Source organism: Streptomyces sp. NPDC058086 (genome assembly GCF_042885015.1).
In the GTDB taxonomy this organism is placed as follows: domain Bacteria; phylum Actinomycetota; class Actinomycetes; order Streptomycetales; family Streptomycetaceae; genus Streptomyces.
The window spans coordinates 11,941-29,701 of the sequence record NZ_JBHVST010000004.1 but is presented as its reverse complement, the minus strand read 5'-3'; the positions used below and the strand labels follow the sequence as shown (position 1 = coordinate 29,701).

Genomic DNA, 17,761 nt, shown 5'->3' with positions numbered 1-17,761 from the left:
GGCACTGCTCGACCAGCCCCCGCGCACCCGCACCCGCACCCTCACTCACACTCACACCCGCACCCGCACCCGACAAAGCTCCCCGGGACTACCGCTCGTCGTCGAAGGTCACGACGACCTTCTCCGCCGCACCCGGCGTCAGCGCGAGCTCGAACGCGTGCTTGGCGTCACCGAAGGGAACACGGTGGCTGATGAGCTTGGCGAAGCGCTCGTGGTGCTCGACGAGTTCGGGGGTGACCTCGAAGATCTCGGTGGGGTAGCCCTGCGAGGCGATGAGCGTCAGTTCACTGCGGAGCATCCCACCGAGATCGATCGCGTCGGACTTCTTCTGCACGGCCACCATGACCAGCTTGGCCCCCCACTTCGCCGACTCGACCGTGGTGTTGATGACGGCGGCGACACCGGCCGCGTCGATGTAGATGTCGGTGTCGGGACGGGGCTGCCCGAGCGCGTTCGCGGCCTGGCCGTGCAGCTCGGTCAGCCGCTCGGTCACGTTCTCCTCGGCGGAGTTGATGACGGCGTCGGCACCGACGGCGAGCGCGGTCTCCAGGCGCGCGGGGATGACGTCGGCGACCGTGACGTGCTGGACGCCCCGCAGCTTCAGCCAGATCGCCGCGCCGAGACCGATCGGACCGGCGCCGAAGATCACGACCTTGTCGGTCGGCTCGGCCCCGGACCGGTTGACGCAGTGGCGGGCCACGGCCATGGGCTCGTTGAGGGCCGCGACATCGAAGGGAACGGTCCCGGGGAACACCGCGACGCTCTTGCCGATCTCGGCGTTCTCGATGAGGAGGTACTCGGTGAGGGCGCCGTACTTGCCGCCGCAGCCGATGATGCCGGAAGGGGCGTCCTGGGGGTTGACCACCACACGGTCGCCCACCTTCAGGTCCTCGACCTCGGCGCCGACCTCGACGATCTCACCCGCGGGCTCGTGACCGAGGGGGATGGAGACCATGGAGCCGTCGGGGCCGAAGGGCGCGCCGCCGATGTGCAGGAAGAAGGTGTCGGTTCCACAGATGCCACAGGCGCGGATGCGCATGAGGACGTCCTTGGGACCGGGTACGGGGCGCTCGACCTCGACGATGTCGATGGCGTTGACGGGACCGGTCTGTACGGACTTCATGGTGGCCATGGAGGGCTTCGCTTTCTGAAGACGCTGCGACAGTTGCTTGTTTCTGGCTCGGACGAGCCGGGACCGGGGCGCGCGGTTCGCGATCCGATCGGATCAGGGGCCGTCATCGGACGGCGGACAGGGGAGAGGTGACGCGGGTCGGTGCCCTCGGGCCCGGCGGCGGACGGGGGAGTGAACCGGCCGCCGGGCCCGGGACTGCGCCGTCCCCCGTCCCCACGGGTTCGGCGCGGCGAGGCCGCCTCCGCTCGAGGAGGCCCCGGTCTGTGTGTCGGCCACTGGCTTACTTGAGTCAGGCAAGCATATGTGAAGTACTTGAGTCAAGCAAATGGTTTCTAAGTTACTTGACTCAGGCAATCAGATGTTAGACTGGGCCCATGCCCACACCGCCGTCCGCAGACGTCCCCGTCTCGACCGCCATGATGGAGATCGAGCGCGCCCTGAGCCGCATCACCTACCTGGCCAGAGGGATCCGCCAGCACGATCGGCTGATGGCGCTGGCCGGAGTGGCGCTGGACCGCGCCGCGACGGCGCTGCTGCGGCAGATCGCCGACTCCGAGCCCATGCGCCCCGGCGAGCTGGCGGCCCGGCTGGCCGTGGAGGCGTCCCACATCACCCGGCAGGTGCAGCAGCTGCAGAAGGCCGGTCTCGTGACCCGGGTTCCGGACCCCGACGACCGCCGTGCGCAGCGCATTCAGATCACCCCGGCAGGCGAGGAGGCGGTCCACCGCATCCGTGAGGCGAGTACGCGGGGTATGCAGATGGCTCTGGCGGACTGGTCGCCGCAGGAGCTGCAGCAGCTCGCCGGCCTGTTCCACCGGATGGTGGACGACTTCCTGTCCTACGCCATCGAGGACGAGGAGACCCCCCGGGAGCCGGCCGGGGCTGCCCACCCGGCCTGATCCACCGTTCAGCAGCAACCCGCGCACCCCGCCGAACCGCCCGCGGCAACCCGCACCACCCCCAGCCCGACCACTCGGAAGTGCCGCCCCTGGAGCCCGCTCAGAAGTGCCGCAGCACACTCCACGGTGGCGGACGTCCCTTCGGGGACCCGCGGAGGAGTCCCCGTGAGTGCACCGTTCCCCTCACCCGTACGCGTCCGACGTACCGCCCCCGCCGCACGGCGGACCCGGCGGAGACCTCCGACCGCGCCCCTCTCGTCGCCCGGTGTCGCTCCCGCGTGAAGTTCGGCCCTACACGAATGGTCTTTCCATGTCACGAATGGTCTTTCCATGTACGGATACGTGAGTGAGCGGCGGTCGCCGGTGCGTGGGCAGGGTCAGCATGTCCTCGTGGTGGTCGACGGCCTCGAAATCACCGAACTGCTTTCGACCACACTGGAACTGGCGGGCTATCACGTCGAAGTCGCGGCCGACAGCGCCGAGTTGACGGCCCAGCTCGCCGAGCACCGCTTCGACCTGGTGGTCCTCGACGCGATGACGACCGACCTGGGCGGCGTCCCCCGCAGACACCGGCTCGCGCCCACCGGGCGACCGCCCGTGCTGTTCCTCACCGAGTGCGACTCCCTGGGCAGTCTCATCCCCGATCTCGGCCTGGGCGAGGTGGACTACGTCACCAAGCCCTTCCGGATCGCCGAGGTGCTGGCCCGGGTACAGGTACTGCTGCGCGGCAGGGGCGCGGGGCGCGGGGACGGCTCGCCCCGCTATGGCGACCTGGTCCTCGACGACGCGGCCTGTCAGGCGCGGCGCGGACAGCGGGCGCTCGATCTCACCCCCGCCGAGTACCGGCTGCTGCGGCATCTGCTGGTCAACGCCGAACAGGTCTTCTCGAAGAACCAGATCAGCCGGCACGTCTGGGGTGAGGTCCGTGCCGAGAACGCGATCGAGAAGCTCGTGTCCCGCCTTCGACGCAAGGTGAACCGGGAAGGATCGGCCCTCATCCACACCCGCCGGGGCTTCGGCTACTGGTTAGGCCGCGCCACCCTCTGAAATCGCAATCGTGTGACCTCGATCACGTCAGCTTGAAGTCAGGGAAAAGGCCGGAGGGCGTCAGCCCGGTTCGGTTGCCTGGGCTCAACCAGGTCTACAACCGGGTCTTCGACTACCTTGTTCCGGCCTGCGGCTGAGGTCGGACCCCACGACCGAGGAGTGACATGGCCGACACACAATGGCGTGGTGTTCCGGCTGATGGACAGGCGAGGCGGATTCTGGTCGTCGGCGCCTCGGCCGCCGGGCTCGCGGCGGTGGAGACACTGCGCAGGGAGGGGTACGACGGCACGCTCACCCTGGTCGGTGAGGAGGCGCACGCGCCGTACGACCGGCCGCCGCTGTCGAAGCAGGTCCTCGGCGCGCAGTGGGAGCCCGAACGGCTGGCGCTGCGCGCTCAGGCGGAGTTGGACGGGCTCGATCTCGATCTGCGGCTGGGGGTCGCCGCGACGGCTCTCGACGCGGCCGCCCGTACGGTCCTGCTGGCCGACGGCACGCAACTGTCGTACGACGGTCTGATCGTGGCCACCGGGGTGCGCCCGCGCAGGCTCCCCGGCGAGGGCGCGCACGTACTGCGGACGGTGGACGACGCGCTCACCCTGCGGGAACGGCTGGGGCACGGGCGGCGACTCGTGATCGTCGGTGCCGGGTTCCTCGGTGCGGAGGCCGCCGCCGTGGCGCGCGGCATGGGCGCGGAGGTCACGCTCCTCGAACCGGCACCCGTTCCGCTGGCGCACGCGGTGGGCGAGGAGGTCGGACGGGTGTTCTCGGCGGCTCACCTGGAGCACGGCGTCGATCTGCGGACCGGTGTGATCGTCACCGAGGTGACGGAGGACGGTGTGCGGCTCGCGGGCGGTGAACTCGTGGACGCCGACGAGGTGTTGGTCACGATCGGGTGTGTGCCGAACACCGGGTGGCTCGAGGACAGCGGCCTCAAGGTGGCCGACGGCCTGGTGTGCGACCAGTTCTGCGCGGCCGGGACGGGGGTGTACGGGGCGGGGGACGTCGCCCGTTGGTACAACCCGTTGTTCGGTACGTCGATGCGGATCGAGCACCGGACCAATGCCGCCGAGCAGGGCAGCACCGCCGCCTACAACCTGCTCCACCCCGAGGCCCGCAGGCCCTTCGCCCCGATGCCGTACTTCTGGTCGGACCAGTACGACATGAAGGTGCAGGCGTTCGGCCATCTACGCGGGCACGACGAGATCGTCGTGGTGGAGGGCGAGATGAGCGAGCGTCGGTTCCTGGCCATCTACCGCACCGGTGACCGGCTGGCCGGAGCCCTCGCGGTGGGGCTGCCGCCGAAGGCCATGCGTCCCTGGCGGCAGGCCATTGCCACCGGCACCAGCTGGCACGAGGCGATACGGGCGTGGGCATGGGCGACGGACGCCGATGCCAAGGAGGTCGTCCACGGCGAACCCTCGTTCTGAGTACCCCCCCGCAGGCGGGCCCGCGTGTCGCCACGCGGGCCCCGTCGGCCCGCGGCCTACGGCCTCGTCTCCACGGCCGTACCCGCCGAAGTGTCCGCCGAAGTGCCCACCGAAGTGTCCGCGGGCGTGGACGGCTCCCCGGTCACCGGAGTCGACGGGGTGCCGGCGAGCGGGCTTCGGCGGGGCAGGCAGGCGGCGAAGCCGAAGGCGACCAGGGCTGCGCCGGAGCCGATGGCCATGACCACCCGGAAGGCGTTCTCCGAGGGCAGGGCCGCGGAGCCGAACGTGGTGGTCATCTGGGCCAGGGTGACACCCGCGACCGCGCTGGAGACCGAGGTGCCGATGGACCGCATCAGCGTGTTGAGGCTGTTGGCCGCGGCGGTTTCCGACACCGGCACGGCCCCCATGACGAGCGAGGGCATCGCGCCGTAGGCGAGCCCGACGCCGGCCCCGATGATGCTGGAGACGAGGACGAGCTGCCAGATGGCGGACATCATCGTGACGCTGAGGCCGTAGCCGGCGGCGACCACGAGGGCGCCGAGCATCAGCGTCACCTTGGGCCCCTTGGCCTTGGAGATCCGCGCGGACAGCGGTGCCGTGGCCATCATCACCAGGCCGTTGGGCGCCATGACCAGGCCGACGACCATCATCGACCGCCCGAGGCCGTAGCCGGTGGCCTTCGGCAGTTGCAGGAGCTGCGGCAGCACCAGAGCCATCGCGAACATCGAGAAGCCGAACACGGCGGAGGCGAGATTGGTGAACAGCACCCGACGCCGCGCGGTGGTCCGCAGGTCCACCAGCGGCTGCCCCGCGCGCAGTTCCCAGCGGCCCCACACCAGCAGCACGGCGACGGCCACCGTGAACAGGGCGAGGGTCGTGGCGCTCGCCCAGCCCCAGTCGGCCCCCTTGGAGATCGCCAGCAACAGGCACAGCAGCGCGGCCGACAGCCCGGCCGCGCCCACCAGGTCGAAGCGTCCGCCGGTGCGCATGGACGACTCCGGTACGAGTGTCACGACGAGTACGGCCGCCACCACGCCGAAGCCCGCCGCGGTCCAGAACAGCAGGTGCCAGTCCGCGTGATCGGCGAGGAACGCGGCCGCGGGCAGACCGAGCGCGGCACCGATGCCCAGCGAGGCGCTCATCATCGCGGTCGCCCCGCCGAGCCGCTCGGCCGGCAGTTCGTCGCGCATGATGCTGATCCCGAGCGCGATCACACCGGCCGACAGGCCCTGCAGGGTCCGTCCGACGACCATCGGGGCCAGGCCCTCGCTGAGCGCGCACACGGCGGATCCGGCCACGAGCATGGCGAGGCTCGCCAGGAGCATCCGCCGCTTGCCGTACATGTCGCCGAGACGCCCCACCACCGGGGTCGCGACGGCGCCCGCGAGCAGGGTGGCCGTGATCGCCCACGTGGTGTCCGAGGCAGAGGCGCCCAGGTACCCGGGAAGCTCCGGGACCAGGGGGATCACCAGGGTCTGCATCAGCGAGACGACGATCCCGGCGAAGGCCAGCACCGCCACGACGGTGTCCGGACGTGGCGGACCGCTCGTCCCGGAGTCGGAGGGGTGAGCAAGGGCCTCGGGCATGGCGGAGCCTCCGTCTGGGTGCTGCGATGGCCAGATTTTAAGTCAGCTGATTGACTTAGATTACTGGCTGAGGTTGCCTGATCGTGTGGAGACGGCCGAATCGGAGGAGACGGAGGAGACCGCGATGGACGTACGTGACGACGAGCCGGCGTTGACCTACCCGATCCCCGGCGCGACACCGCTGGGACCCCCCGAGGAATGGGCGAGACTGCGACAGCGGTGCCCGGTGGCGCGCGTGACCCTGCCCAGCGGCGACGAGGCATCCCTGCTGACCCGCTACGCGGACGTCAGACAGGTGCTGTCCGATCCCCGCTTCAGCCGCCTGCTGAACGCGGACGACGCCGCCCGGATCTCCGCCACCGAATCGGGCGGGGCCTTCAACAACGAGATGTCCAACGCCATGCCGCAGACCGGCGAGGCCCACCGGCGCCGGCGGCGGATGGTGAGCAAGTGGTTCACCGCCAAGAGGATGGCCGCGCTGCGCCCGGGGATGGAGGCGATGGCCGACCACCTCATCGACGCCATGGTGGAGCACGGCCAACCCGTCGACCTGAAGGCCCACTTGGCCTTTCCACTGCCGGTGTGGGTGATCTGCGATCTGCTCGGCGTTCCCGACGAGGACCGGGACAGGTTCTCCTACTGGTCGGACACCCTGCTCAACCTCACCAAGTACGGGCAGGCGGAAATCGACGCGGCACAGGCCGAGTTCGTCGCCTATATGACCGTCCATGTCGCCGCCAAGCGGGCGCACCCGGGTGACGACCTGCTCAGCGACCTCCTCACGGCCACCGACCCGACCGGATACCGGCTCACCGAACAGGAGTTGGTGTACACCGGCCAGGGCCTGCTGGTCGCCGGGCACGAGACCACGGCGAACATGATCGGGAAGATGGTCGCCATGCTGCTGGCCGACCGGCGGCACTGGGAGCGGCTGCTCGCGGACCCGTCGCTGGTGCGGCCCGCGGTCGAGGAGGCGCTGCGCATGGACGCCAACCCGGGACTCGGCATGCCGCGTTACATCGGCGAGGAAACCGAGGTCGGCGATACGGTACTGCCCAAGGGCACCACCGTGCTGTGCAGCATGGCCGCCGCGAACCGGGACGAGACCGCCTTCGAGGACGCCGGGGAGATGATCCTCGACCGCACCCCGAACACCCATCTGGCGTTCGGCGTCGGCCCGCACTCCTGCCTGGGACAGGCGCTCGCCCGGACCGAGCTGGGGACCGTCCTCGACGTACTGCTGCGTAGGCTTCCCTCGCTCGACCTGGCCGTTCCGGTCGAGGAGCTGCGACGGCTCGAGGGACTGGTCGTCGGAGGGCTGCGCGAAGTCCCGGTGAGGTGGTGACCGGCCATGGCGGCCAGAACCGTACGGGCCGAACAGGTCAGTGCGACGCGGGAGTCGATCCTGACCGCGGCGGAGCGGCTGTACGCCGAGCAAGGGGTGTACGCGGTCTCCAACCGCCAGGTCAGCGAGGCCGCGGGGCAGGGCAACAACGCCGCCGTCGGCTATCACTTCGGCACCAAGGCCGACCTGGTGCGGGCGATCGTGCGCAAGCACTTCGTGCGGATCGAGCAGGTGCGCCTGCGGCTGCTCGCCGAGATCGACGAGGAGAGCGCCGACATCCGCGACTGGGTGACCTGCCTCGTACACCCCCTCACCGAACATCTGGCCGAGCTCGGCCGGCCCTCCTGGTACGCACGCTTCACCGCGCAGGTGATGACCGACCCGGCGCTGCGCCGGATCGTGATCGACGAGACCCTCAGCTCCCCGTCGATGAGGATGGTCCTCGAACGGCTGCACCGGTGCCTCTCCGACCTGCCGGTCGAAGTGCACGCCGAGCGCAGTGACATGGCGCGGGAGCTGATGGTGCACATGTGCGCCGAGCGCGAGCGAGCCCTCGCCGACAACACCCCCACGCCCCGGTCCAGTTGGCACGACACCGCACTCGGCCTGACCGATGCCCTCGTCGCGCTGTGGCCGGCGCCGATCACGCCCTGCCCGCGCCGACAGCGGGGTGAGATCTGCCTCGACTGATCCCGCCCGACACGGATCGGAGGACGTCGTCCTGGCGGCCCGTCGTGAACAGGGCCCGGCATCCCTTCGTATCTCCTTTCGAGTACGCGCGAACCGCACCGCAGAGGGAAAGAGACGACGTGCCCCAGCAGCGACGGCAAGGACACCTCGGCCGAACGCCCTCCCCCACCCGCCTCGTACGCCGGGCCGCGGTCGCCGGGGGCCTCGCCCTGCTTCCCCTGGCCGTGGGCTGCGACGCCGGAGGGGAGGAGGCGGCGGACGAGCGCAAGGCGTCGAAGAAGACCGCCGCCGTCGAGGTGGTGGCGCCCGCGGACGTCGAGGTGATCGCGAACCTCACCGGATGCAAGGTCACGATCCGCATCGACGCGACGGACCTCCGCGAGGGTGCCTGCCACACCGGGACCGGCGACTACCTCATCACGACGTTCCCCGAAGAGCGCTACAAGCTGACCTGGCTGGACAGCGCCGCGATCTACGGCGGCGCCTATCTCGTCGGCCCGCGCTGGGCGATCAGCGCACAGCCGAAGGTCCTCGAACCGCTGCGCGCGAAGGTCGGTGGAACCGTCCAGCGACTGGGGGGTTCCAACGCCACGACAGGGCCTTGACGGGAATCCGTCCCCAGGGTGCGCCCTCCCTCTCCGCGTGACGCCTTCTGCGGGATCAGCCGGAGGGTTGGGGGGTGAGGCGCTGCAGGCCCTTGCGGTCGTAGTAGCGGGTCATGGCGAGGCCGAAGAGGAGGGCGAGCGCGGCGCCGACGGCGATCATGATCCAGGCGCGGGTGAGGCCGGCGTCGGCGCGGGCGTCGAAGAAGAGGATGGCGCGGACACCGACGCTGAGTTGGCGCATGGGTTCGAAGATGCTCAGGAAACGGTAGAAGCCCGGGACGGCTTCGAGGGGCACTGTGGAACCGGAGGAGGGCAGGCCCAGGACGATGAACACGAACATGGAGACGAGCTGGCCGATGCCCCCGAAGGCGGCGTTGATGGCCTGCACGCCCAGGCCGACCGCCAGCGACGCGCAGTAGGAGTAGACCCACAGCAGCGGCAGGTGCGAGGCGTCCATGCCGAGGATCCCGACGGTGGCGATCACGACCAGTGTGGTGGTGAGGACGGTGATCCCGGCAGTCATGGCCATCTTCAGCAGCAGCGTCTGGGTGCGGCTGATGGGCACGGTGGGACGGCGGGTGTGCCAGGGGCCGATCTCGTTGTCGGCGTAGCCGAGGGCGGTGTCGACGCCGTTGCTGATGACGTTGCCGCCGAGGAACCCGGCGAGGACGAGGAGCAGGGTGTAGTAGAACGCGCTCAGTCCCAGGCCGCTGTGGTCCCCGATCGGGTGGCCGACCCGGGTGGCTACGGCGACGGGGTCGGCAAGCACGAGGCGGGTGGTGGCGTCGGCCTGTGCGGTGGCGGGGGAAGCCATCAGCTGCTCGCCGATGGCCAGGGAGGCCTGCTGGGCGGCCTGTTGGGTGATCCGGCTCGCGAGGGAGGAGCCGAGACTGCCCATGCCGGGGTTGGTGACCACCGTCAGGGTGGGCCGCGTGGTGGCGTTCGCGGTGGTGAGGGCGGTGGTGGTGGTCGTGAAGTCGGCGGGGACGACCAGGGCGCCGTAGATCTTGCCGGAGGTCAGTCTGTCCTGGGCCTGGGCGAGAGTGAGGGGTTGCCAGTCGGCCTTGCCGGAGGTGTCGGCGGTGACCGAGCGGGTGATCTGTGTGCCGAGGTTCGTGGTCTGGCCGGGCAGCGGTCTGCCCTGGTCGGTGTTGACGATGCCGATGGGCAGGTGGCGCAGTTCCCCGTTCGGGTTCACGATGCCGCCCATGTAGAGCAGTGACAGCAGAAACGCCAGCAGACCGCACAGCACGGTCGGCACCAGCCACAGCTTCGGCCGGTGCAGGAGCACGGCGGCGCTTGCCCGGACGGGGGTGTCGTCGGCGGTGGACGTGCTGTCGGCGGCCATGGCTCTCCGTGGGTGGGTGCGGCGCGGAACCTGCGTGGGCGGGTACGGGCGCCCGTACCACGCCAGGATGGGGGCTGCGGCGGCGCGGCGGTCAGCGACGCGCCGCGCACGGAGCGCCACGGGGGCACCGCGCCTCTTACGGAGCGCCGTGCGGACCGGCGTTCACACGTCCACTCCCTCCGGTCGCGGCCTGCGCGGGATGCCCAGCGCGCACACCGCGCCCACGAGGACGACCGCGACGCCGACCCACACCGCCGGGTGCAGACCGGCGATGAACCGCTGGGGCGTGCCCATGCTGCCGTGGGCGACGAAGACCGAGCTGAGGACCGCGATACCGAGGGCGCCGCCGATCTCGCGGACGGTGGTGTTGGCGCCGGAGGCCTTGCCGGCGTGCTCCTTGCTGACCGAGCCGAGAACGACCGCGGCCGTCGGGGCGAACACGAGGCCCATACCGACACCGGCGACGATCATCGGGGCGACGAGGGCGGAGTACGGGGTGTCGATGTCCGCGACCACGTTGATCCAGCCGAGACCCACGCCCTGGAGGAAGAGCCCGAGGGCCATCAGCCGGCCGCCGCCCACCCGGTCGGAGAGCAGTCCGGCGACGGGGGCGACGAACATGGGCATCAGGGTCCAGGCCAGGGTGCGTACTCCGGCCTCGAACGGTGTGCGCTGCGGCACCATCTGGAGGTACTGGGCGAGCAGGAACAGTGAACCGAAGACGCCGAAGTACATCGCCGCGGAGACGACGTTGGTCAGGGTGAAGGCCCGTATCCGGTAGAACGAGAGCGGCAGCATCGGCTCGGGAACCCGCGCCTCCCAGGCAACGAAGGCGGCGAGCAGTACCGCGCCCCCCAGGAACGCCCCCAGCACCTTCGCCGACGTCCAGCCGTCCGTGTTGCCGTGCACGATGCCCCACACCACGGCGCACAGTCCGGCGGCCGCGAGGACCATCCCGATCAGGTCGAGGCGGACGCCCGGAAGCGAGCTCTCGCGCAGGGTGAGCAGGATGAGCGGTACGGCCACGACACCCACCGGCACATTGATCCAGAAGATCCACCGCCAGTCCAGCCCGTCGACCACCGCGCCGCCGACCACCGGGCCCATGGCCACCGCCAGCCCGCTGATGCCCGACCACAGACCGAGGGCGAGGCCGCGCAGCCGCTCCGGCACGGCCTGGGAGAGCAGGGTCAGCGACAGCGGCATCACGGCCGCGGCACCGAAGCCCTGGACGGCGCGGTAGGTGATCAACTGCGCGCTGCTGTCGGCCAGTCCGCAGCCGGCGGAGGCCAGGGTGAAGACGACGATGCCGATCACGAAGACCCGTCGGCGCCCGAACCGGTCGCCCAGGGCGGCACCCGTCATCAGCAGACAGGCGAAGCTGAGCACGTACGCGTTGACGAACCACTGGAGCTGCTGGGTGGACGCCTCCAGGTCCACGGCCAGGGTGCGCAGTGCCGTGGAGACGACGAGGTTGTCCAGCGCGACCATGAACATGGGCACGCTGCACGCGACGATCGCGAGCCACAGCGGCACCCTTCGTCGTTCGCGCGCCGGGGCGACCGGAGGGTCGTCCAGGGCCGGGCTTTCCTCGGACAGCGTCATGTCGGTACGTCTCCTTGGGAGATGAGGAATCGGTCCAGGGGAGGGGCGGGGAGAAGCGGGGGAGCGTCAGGCGGTGCCGGGTCCGGCGCCCGAGGGTCCGCGCTCGCCGGTGGCGTCGGCGCGCTCCTGCTCGGCGAGCCGTCGCCGGGCGTCCGCCCAGTCGAGGGGGAGTTCCGAGGCCGGAAGCTCCCAGAACGTGAAGACCGAGCCGCTCGTCGTGGACCGCAGCCCGGTCATGATCGAGCGGTGCGGTTCGGTCTTCGCGTACGTGTAGAGGGCCCGCTTGTCCTCCCAGGCCGACAGCGTCCAGAAGGTGCGCTTGAACGGCTGGGCGACGAGCGTGGCGCCGTATGCGCCGGGCGCGCTCTTCACCTGCTTCCACGCGGCCAGGGACCGCAGGAAGAAACGCGGTACGTCACGGAAGGAACGGACCTCGAAGCGCGAGGCCATGACGAACGCCCGCGAGTCCGTTGCGGGCACGTTGACGGTGGTCCAGGGGAGCGTGGGCACGGTGGCGCCTTCTTCCACGGAGGCAGGACGACGGACGGAGGCCCAGGGGGAGCACCCATTGGATACCTCCACTATCCATGTTAGACAGTGAAGGTATCCAATGACCAGAGCGGAGCCGATCCGATGCGTATGTCCGAGCTGAGCCGCCTCAGCGGAGTCTCCGTCACGACGATCAAGTACTACCTCCGAGAGGGGCTGCTCCCATCCGGCCGGCAACTGTCGGCGACCCAGGCCGAGTACGACGGGAACCATCTGCGCAGGCTCCGTCTGATCCGCGCGCTGACCGGCGTCCGGGGGCTGTCCGTCAGTACCACCCGGGAGGTCCTGGGAGCCCTGGCGGAGCACGCCGGTGACACCCATCGCCTGCTCGGTCTCACCCTCGGTTCGATCGGGCCCGCCGAGGATTCCGCGCAGGACTCCACTGAGCGGGCCGAAGTCGACGCGCTCGTGGAGGAGTTGGGCTGGGATGTCCACGAGTCGGCGCCCGCGCGGGCGACTCTGGCCGAGACCTTGGGCTCGCTGCGCGGCCTCGGTGTCCCGTTCGACCGGAGCGCGCTCGTGCCGTACGCCCGGCTGGCCGAACGGACCGCGGCGCTCGACCTCGACCAACTGGACGGAATCGACGACCCGCTGGAACTGGCCGAGCGCGCGCTGCTGCTCACGGTCCTGCTCGAACCCGCGCTGATGGCGCTGCGCCGCATGGCCCAGGAGAACGAGTCGGCGCGGCGCCACGGGGGCGGTCGTCGTTGAGCGGACCGTCGTTGATGATGCGACGGTCGTCGTTGATGCGACGGTCGCCGTTGATCGGACGGTCGCCAGGGGGTGGACGGTGTGGTTCGGATGGTGCTGACCGGGGAGCGCCGGTCAGGTGGCCGTCGCGATCAGCGCGGGTCTTCGGGGAGGCAGTTGAGCAGGGCGTTCAGACCGTCGTGGTCGAGGACGGAGACGCCCAGGGCCACGGTCATCACCGCCAGCAGATGCACGGCCCCCGGGAGGTCGGCGTCGGCGGCGCGGGTCAGGGCCTCCGTGTCGCCCGCGGCCCAGGCCCGGACCGCCTGCCCGAAGGCGAACTCATAGTGCGGGGGAGCCGCCGTGGCCGCCTGCTCGGCGGCCCGGCCCACGTCGCGGGCCGCGGGCTGGGCGGTCAGGGTGAGGCGCAGGGTGACGTCCATGACGGCACAGAGATAGGTGTACGTGTCGTCGAGGGCGGTCTCGTCCAGGGTGTCCAGGGCCGTGGCGACTGCCCGCGCGTCGCCGTCGGTGTACCCGCGCAGCAGGAGCAACGCGGTGTGCCGGGCGGGGTGGGCGCCGGTGATCCGGTCGTTCGGCGAGGGGACGGAGGGATGGTGCGACACGCGGTGGACTCCTTCGGCGGGCAGCCCGAACTCCGGACGGTCCACCGCTGAGCTGCGCCTGACCGTGGACACCAGCCGACCCTAGTGAAGCCCGTCGGCCACCGCGTCCAACCGGCGTCCGATCACGCATACGAAGATCGGACTAGTTCCGATCGCGTACGGCGCCCTTCTCAGGGCCTCCGGCGCCACCATCCGCGGCCGTTTGGTTGACGTCTCAAGTGGGACGACCTACAGTCAAACTTGAAGGTTCAACTTAAAAGTCTGAGCCCGCGAGCCGGGGCACCCTCACCCACGTAAGGACCGGCATGAACTCCCTCCTCGATCCCGAGGTGCCCGCCGGAGCGTACGACCGGTTCCTGGTCGACGCACTGCCGCGAGCCCGGTCCCAGCGCGTGTGGACACCCGCGGACGGACCCCTTCCCGCGCTGTACCTGAGCCACGGCGCGCCCCCGCTGTTCGACGACGGGCCGTGGCTGAGGGAACTGTTCGAGTGGGCCCAGTCCCTGCCGAAGCCGAAGAGCGTCCTGATCGTCTCCGCGCACTGGGAGGCGGCGCCGCTGTGTCTGTCCGCCCCGGCGGCGCACACCCCGCTCGTCTACGACTTCGGCGGCTTCCATCCGCGCTACTACACGATGACGTACGACACTCCCGACGCGACCGCCCTCGCGCACCGCGTGGCCGGGACCATGCCGGACGGCGAGTCGCTGTACCAGCACCCCTCCCGCGGCCTCGACCACGGCGCCTGGGTGCCGCTGATGGCCATGTACCCCTTGGGTGACATCCCGGTGCTCCAGCTCAGCCTGCCCACCCATGACCCCGGCCGGCTCCTCGAACTCGGCGCCCGGCTCGGCCCGTTGCGGGAGGAGGGCGTCCTCGTGATCGGCTCGGGGTTCATGACGCACGGACTGCCCTTCATCACCCGCGAGATGCTGACGCGGGGCGAAGTGCCGGGCTGGTCCTCGGACTTCGACGCCTGGGTCGCCGACGCGCTCGCCCGCGGGGACGTCGACGAACTCGCGGCCTTCCGGACCAGGGCGCCCGGTATGCCGTACGCCCATCCGACGGTCGACCACTACATCCCGCTGTTCGTCACGCTGGGCGCCGCCCCGAGCGCCGACCGGGCGGTGCGTACCACCGTCGATGGTTTCATGATGGGCTTCTCCAAGCGGTCCTTCCAGACCGCGGTGTGAACCCTTGAACCCTCCGTACCGACACAAACCGCTTTCACCTCAACGGAGTTGAGACATGAACGACCATGCCGACCAGACCATCGACGCCCTGCGCGGCGGACACGACTACCTGACCGCCGTGGTGCACGGGCTCGCCACCGCCGACCTCACCCGGCAGTCCGGGGCGTCCGAGTGGGACGTGTCCCAGGTCCTCAGCCACCTGGGCAGCGGCGCGGAGATCGGCCTGGCCTCCCTGGAGGGCGCGCTGAACGGCACCGGGCCCAAGGGCGGCGACTTCAACAAGTCGGTGTGGGCGCGCTGGGACGCGATGTCCCCGGTCGAGCGCGCCGAGAGCTTCGTGACCGCCAACGAGGCGCTGGTGCGTGGGTACGAGGCTCTCGACCCGCGGGCCCGTGCCGAACTCCGGGTCGACCTCGGCTTCCTGCCCGCGCCTGTGGACGTCGCGACGGTGGCGGGTCTACGGCTCGGCGAGTTCACCCACCACACCTGGGACGTGGAGGTGGCCTTCGACCGTACGGCGGTTCTGGCGCCCGCCGCGGTCGAGCCGCTCCTCGACCAGGCCGGACTGCTCATAGGCTTCCTCGGCAAGGTCGAGGCCCTCGGTGGACGGCAGGTTCGCCTCGCGGTCCACACCACCGCTCCGCGGCGCGCGTTCGGGCTCGACCTGGTCGACGCGGTCGTGCTCACCGACGAACCTGCCGAGCCCGACGCCGTCCTGAGCGCACCGGCCGAGTGGTGGCTGCGCCTCGTCACCGGCCGCCACGCCGCCGACCACACCCCGGCCGAGGTGACCCTCAAGGGCGACACCCTCACCCTCGACGACCTGCGACGCGTCTTCCCCGGGTTCTGATCCGCCGGTTCGCCCCTCGACATCCGCCGGTTCGCCCCCGACATCCGCCGGTCCGTCCCTCGACACGCGGCGTTCCGCGCGGCCCGGCGTCCAACTCCGCGCCCCCGTAGGTCTGTCCGCCCCTGAAGGGGCTACTTCCCCGGCCCCTCGGGGGCCGCATCGCCACCCTCGACGTGCCCGGAGTCCGCACCGGGACGCGGCGAGGGTGGCAACAAGTCGTGCAGTGCCTCGTACCGCTGCGCGCAGGCCGTCTGCGCGATGGCCTGCGAGACGGCGTCGGCCAGCGGGCCCGTGGACTCGCGCAGCAGCCGCCGCGCCTTGTCCGTGAGGACCACCTCGATACCGCGCCGGTCGCCGCACGCCGACCGCCGTGTGATCAGTCCCGCGTGCTGCAGACACGCCACCTGATAGGTCAGCCGCGTCTTGGGACGGCCCAGCAGTTCCGCGATCTGGGTCATCCGCAGGCTGGACCCGGGCTGGTCGGCCAGCAGGCACAGCACCAGGAACTCGTCGTGCGAGACGTCGAGGGTGTCCTTGACGCGGGCGCGCAGCTGCTGCTCGATCGCCCCGGCCGCCGCCAGGAGACGCATCCAGGCCCGCAGCGGGGCGGGCAGCAGCTCACCGTCACCCGACGGCTCGTGTTCGGGCAGGTCAGCGGGGGCGGAAGGGTCGGCCATAGTGTCCCAGTCTACCGGTTGTCCAAATTTGAAGAACCGGCTAGCGTGGAGTCATCCAAATTTGGATGACCACGTTGTCCCCACAGTCCCCGTGTGCCGCGCGCCCCCGTGCGTCGCGCACCCCTGTGCACCGCCCGTAACCGTCTGGAGAACTCTCATGACCGTCGCCGTCGAAACCGGCCTGTGGCAGCTCGACCCCGCCCGCACCGTCGTCGCCATCAAGCACAAGACGATGTGGGGCATGGTCACCGTGAAGGGCACCTTCACCGGAGTCACCGGAGAGGGCGAGGTGCAGCCCGACGGGACCGCCCGCGGCACCATCACCCTGGACGTCGCGTCCCTGGACACGAAGAACGCCAAGCGGGACAAGCACCTCCGCTCCGCCGACCTCTTCGACGCCGACCGCCACCCCGCGATCACCTTCGCCGTTCGCGACGCCGTCCTCGGCCAGGACGACACCGCGGAGATCAACGGGCAGCTGACCGTGCGCGGCATCAGCCGGCCGCAGCCCGTCACCGGCCGCGTGACCGGGGCGAGCGCCGACAGCGTCACGCTCACCGCGGAGTTCACCGTGGACCGCGACCAGTTCGACATGGGCTGGAACCAGATGGGCATGATCCGCGGCCTGACGACCGTCACCGGCACGCTCGTCTTCACCCGCGCCAAGGCCTGAGCCGACGCGGCGCCGGGGCCCGGGCCCTGCGGCCCTACCGGCCCCGGCGACCTTGGCGTACGCGCTCAGCGCACCTTGCCGTGGAAGGCAGGGTGGGCGTCGAGCCGACGTACGTAGTCCCGGAGCCGACCGTACGGGGCGAGGGATTCCGTCGGGTCGAGTCGGGTCAGGGCCACCCAGAGGTCGACGTCCGCGGCCGTCAGCTCGTCGCCCAACGCGTAGGCTCGCGGGGCGAGTTGCCGGTCCAGTGACTGGAGTGCCGTCGTGCGCGCAAGCGGCGGCGAGGTGGGGGTGACGTCCCGGTCGAGGAGTTCGCGCAGGGCGTCGATGTCCGCGGTGAGGGCCGGTGGGTTCAGCCGGGGGAGGCGGGCGTCGTTCTGGCAGACCGGCAGCCCGGCGAGGTCACGCAGGATGTCGGGCGTGTGGTTGCTCACGATCCGTCCGCTCCAACGGTCGCACAGCGCGGGCGCGGTGAGCGGACCGTCGTAGTGGTGCCAGGTGGCCTCGTACGCGCCGCGCAGTGCGGCGAACGCGTCGGGTGTCTCGGCGGGAAGCGTCAGCAGCGTGGTGGCGACCGAGTCGTGGAGACCGAGCAACTCCAGGGTGACCGAGATGCGCAGTGAACGCGGACAGCCCTCGGTGAGGTACAGCTGATAGCGGTGCGGCGCCGGGTAGAAGCCGCCGGCCAGGCCGACGCCGATGCGGCTGCGGATGCGGTGGGGGCGAGGCGCGGCGAGCGAGACTGTCTTGGGCATGACTCTCCAGGGAACGTCGAAGCCCCCGCGGCCCGTTGGGCGGCGGTGGCGGAACGGAGTGACTGCG

Annotated in this window: 18 protein-coding genes; 10 read left to right on the top strand and 8 right to left on the bottom strand. The window is 70.6% G+C overall.

Annotation, left to right across the window (positions count from 1 at the left end; all coding sequences use genetic code 11):
- Positions 1–88 precede the first annotated feature (88 nt).
- Positions 89–1,132: a zinc-binding dehydrogenase gene (locus ACFVWD_RS04265; protein ID WP_389593876.1), complete on the bottom strand. Its 1,044-nt coding sequence runs from the start codon at positions 1,130–1,132 to the stop codon at positions 89–91.
- A 374-nt stretch (positions 1,133–1,506) separates the two neighbouring features.
- On the opposite strand from ACFVWD_RS04265, the gene ACFVWD_RS04260 reads away from it, so the two are divergent.
- The 3 genes from ACFVWD_RS04260 to ACFVWD_RS04250 all read left to right on the top strand — a co-directional run bounded on the left by ACFVWD_RS04260 (position 1,507) and on the right by ACFVWD_RS04250 (position 4,505).
- Entirely contained in the window at positions 1,507–2,031 is a 525-nt protein-coding gene (locus tag ACFVWD_RS04260; RefSeq protein WP_389593875.1) for a MarR family winged helix-turn-helix transcriptional regulator, read from the top strand.
- Between the two features lie 330 nt (positions 2,032–2,361).
- Positions 2,362–3,078, top strand: coding sequence for a response regulator transcription factor (locus tag ACFVWD_RS04255; RefSeq protein WP_389593874.1), 717 nt, complete (start codon positions 2,362–2,364; stop codon positions 3,076–3,078).
- Positions 3,079–3,242: 164 nt separating this feature from the next.
- Positions 3,243–4,505 (top strand): NAD(P)/FAD-dependent oxidoreductase, encoded by a 1,263-nt coding sequence (locus tag ACFVWD_RS04250; protein ID WP_389593873.1) that lies wholly within the window; start codon positions 3,243–3,245, stop codon positions 4,503–4,505.
- 56 nt (positions 4,506–4,561) lie between these two features.
- Here the strand turns inward: ACFVWD_RS04250 and ACFVWD_RS04245 are convergent, their stop codons facing one another.
- Positions 4,562–6,091 carry an MFS transporter gene (locus ACFVWD_RS04245; RefSeq protein WP_389593872.1) on the bottom strand — a complete coding sequence of 510 codons (1,530 nt, stop codon included), beginning with the start codon at positions 6,089–6,091 and terminating at the stop codon, positions 4,562–4,564.
- A 124-nt stretch (positions 6,092–6,215) separates the two neighbouring features.
- Here ACFVWD_RS04245 and ACFVWD_RS04240 point away from each other — a divergent pair, with 124 nt between their 5' ends.
- The 3 genes from ACFVWD_RS04240 to ACFVWD_RS04230 all read left to right on the top strand — a co-directional run bounded on the left by ACFVWD_RS04240 (position 6,216) and on the right by ACFVWD_RS04230 (position 8,731).
- A complete protein-coding gene (locus ACFVWD_RS04240; RefSeq protein ID WP_389594042.1) occupies positions 6,216–7,436 on the top strand; it encodes a cytochrome P450 in 1,221 nt (406 codons plus the stop codon).
- 6 nt (positions 7,437–7,442) lie between these two features.
- Positions 7,443–8,126 carry a TetR/AcrR family transcriptional regulator gene (locus tag ACFVWD_RS04235; RefSeq protein WP_389593871.1) on the top strand — a complete coding sequence of 228 codons (684 nt, stop codon included), beginning with the start codon at positions 7,443–7,445 and terminating at the stop codon, positions 8,124–8,126.
- 119 nt (positions 8,127–8,245) lie between these two features.
- Positions 8,246–8,731, top strand: coding sequence for a hypothetical protein (locus tag ACFVWD_RS04230; protein ID WP_389593870.1), 486 nt, complete (start codon positions 8,246–8,248; stop codon positions 8,729–8,731).
- A 55-nt stretch (positions 8,732–8,786) separates the two neighbouring features.
- Here ACFVWD_RS04230 and ACFVWD_RS04225 read toward each other — a convergent pair whose 3' ends face one another.
- From ACFVWD_RS04225 to ACFVWD_RS04215, 3 genes are all read right to left on the bottom strand, one after another.
- Entirely contained in the window at positions 8,787–10,079 is a 1,293-nt protein-coding gene (locus tag ACFVWD_RS04225; RefSeq protein ID WP_389593869.1) for a YhgE/Pip domain-containing protein, read from the bottom strand.
- Between the two features lie 162 nt (positions 10,080–10,241).
- A complete protein-coding gene (locus ACFVWD_RS04220) occupies positions 10,242–11,684 on the bottom strand; it encodes a DHA2 family efflux MFS transporter permease subunit (protein ID WP_389593868.1) in 1,443 nt (480 codons plus the stop codon).
- A gap of 66 nt (positions 11,685–11,750) precedes the next feature.
- The gene (locus ACFVWD_RS04215) at positions 11,751–12,194 is read right to left on the bottom strand and encodes a DUF3291 domain-containing protein (protein ID WP_389593867.1); all 444 of its coding nucleotides are present in this window, start codon (positions 12,192–12,194) and stop codon (positions 11,751–11,753) included.
- Positions 12,195–12,317: 123 nt separating this feature from the next.
- Here ACFVWD_RS04215 and ACFVWD_RS04210 point away from each other — a divergent pair, with 123 nt between their 5' ends.
- Positions 12,318–12,944: a MerR family transcriptional regulator gene (locus ACFVWD_RS04210; RefSeq protein WP_389593866.1), complete on the top strand. Its 627-nt coding sequence runs from the start codon at positions 12,318–12,320 to the stop codon at positions 12,942–12,944.
- Between the two features lie 131 nt (positions 12,945–13,075).
- Here the strand turns inward: ACFVWD_RS04210 and ACFVWD_RS04205 are convergent, their stop codons facing one another.
- On the bottom strand, positions 13,076–13,621 hold the full coding sequence (locus tag ACFVWD_RS04205; RefSeq protein ID WP_389593865.1) for a hypothetical protein: 546 nt from the start codon (positions 13,619–13,621) through the stop codon (positions 13,076–13,078).
- A gap of 233 nt (positions 13,622–13,854) precedes the next feature.
- On the opposite strand from ACFVWD_RS04205, the gene ACFVWD_RS04200 reads away from it, so the two are divergent.
- Both ACFVWD_RS04200 and ACFVWD_RS04195 read left to right on the top strand, forming a co-directional pair.
- Positions 13,855–14,739, top strand: a complete 885-nt coding sequence (locus ACFVWD_RS04200) for a dioxygenase (RefSeq protein ID WP_389593864.1) — start codon at positions 13,855–13,857, stop codon at positions 14,737–14,739.
- Positions 14,740–14,794: 55 nt separating this feature from the next.
- Complete coding sequence (locus ACFVWD_RS04195) at positions 14,795–15,589, top strand: maleylpyruvate isomerase family mycothiol-dependent enzyme (RefSeq protein WP_389593863.1); 795 nt, start codon at positions 14,795–14,797, stop codon at positions 15,587–15,589.
- A gap of 131 nt (positions 15,590–15,720) precedes the next feature.
- On the opposite strand, the gene ACFVWD_RS04190 is transcribed toward ACFVWD_RS04195, so the two are convergent.
- The gene (locus ACFVWD_RS04190) at positions 15,721–16,266 is read right to left on the bottom strand and encodes a MarR family winged helix-turn-helix transcriptional regulator (protein ID WP_389593862.1); all 546 of its coding nucleotides are present in this window, start codon (positions 16,264–16,266) and stop codon (positions 15,721–15,723) included.
- A gap of 157 nt (positions 16,267–16,423) precedes the next feature.
- Here ACFVWD_RS04190 and ACFVWD_RS04185 point away from each other — a divergent pair, with 157 nt between their 5' ends.
- On the top strand, positions 16,424–16,939 hold the full coding sequence (locus ACFVWD_RS04185; RefSeq protein WP_389593861.1) for a YceI family protein: 516 nt from the start codon (positions 16,424–16,426) through the stop codon (positions 16,937–16,939).
- Positions 16,940–17,004: 65 nt separating this feature from the next.
- Here ACFVWD_RS04185 and ACFVWD_RS04180 read toward each other — a convergent pair whose 3' ends face one another.
- Positions 17,005–17,694: a glutathione S-transferase C-terminal domain-containing protein gene (locus ACFVWD_RS04180; protein WP_389593860.1), complete on the bottom strand. Its 690-nt coding sequence runs from the start codon at positions 17,692–17,694 to the stop codon at positions 17,005–17,007.
- Positions 17,695–17,761 lie beyond the last annotated feature (67 nt).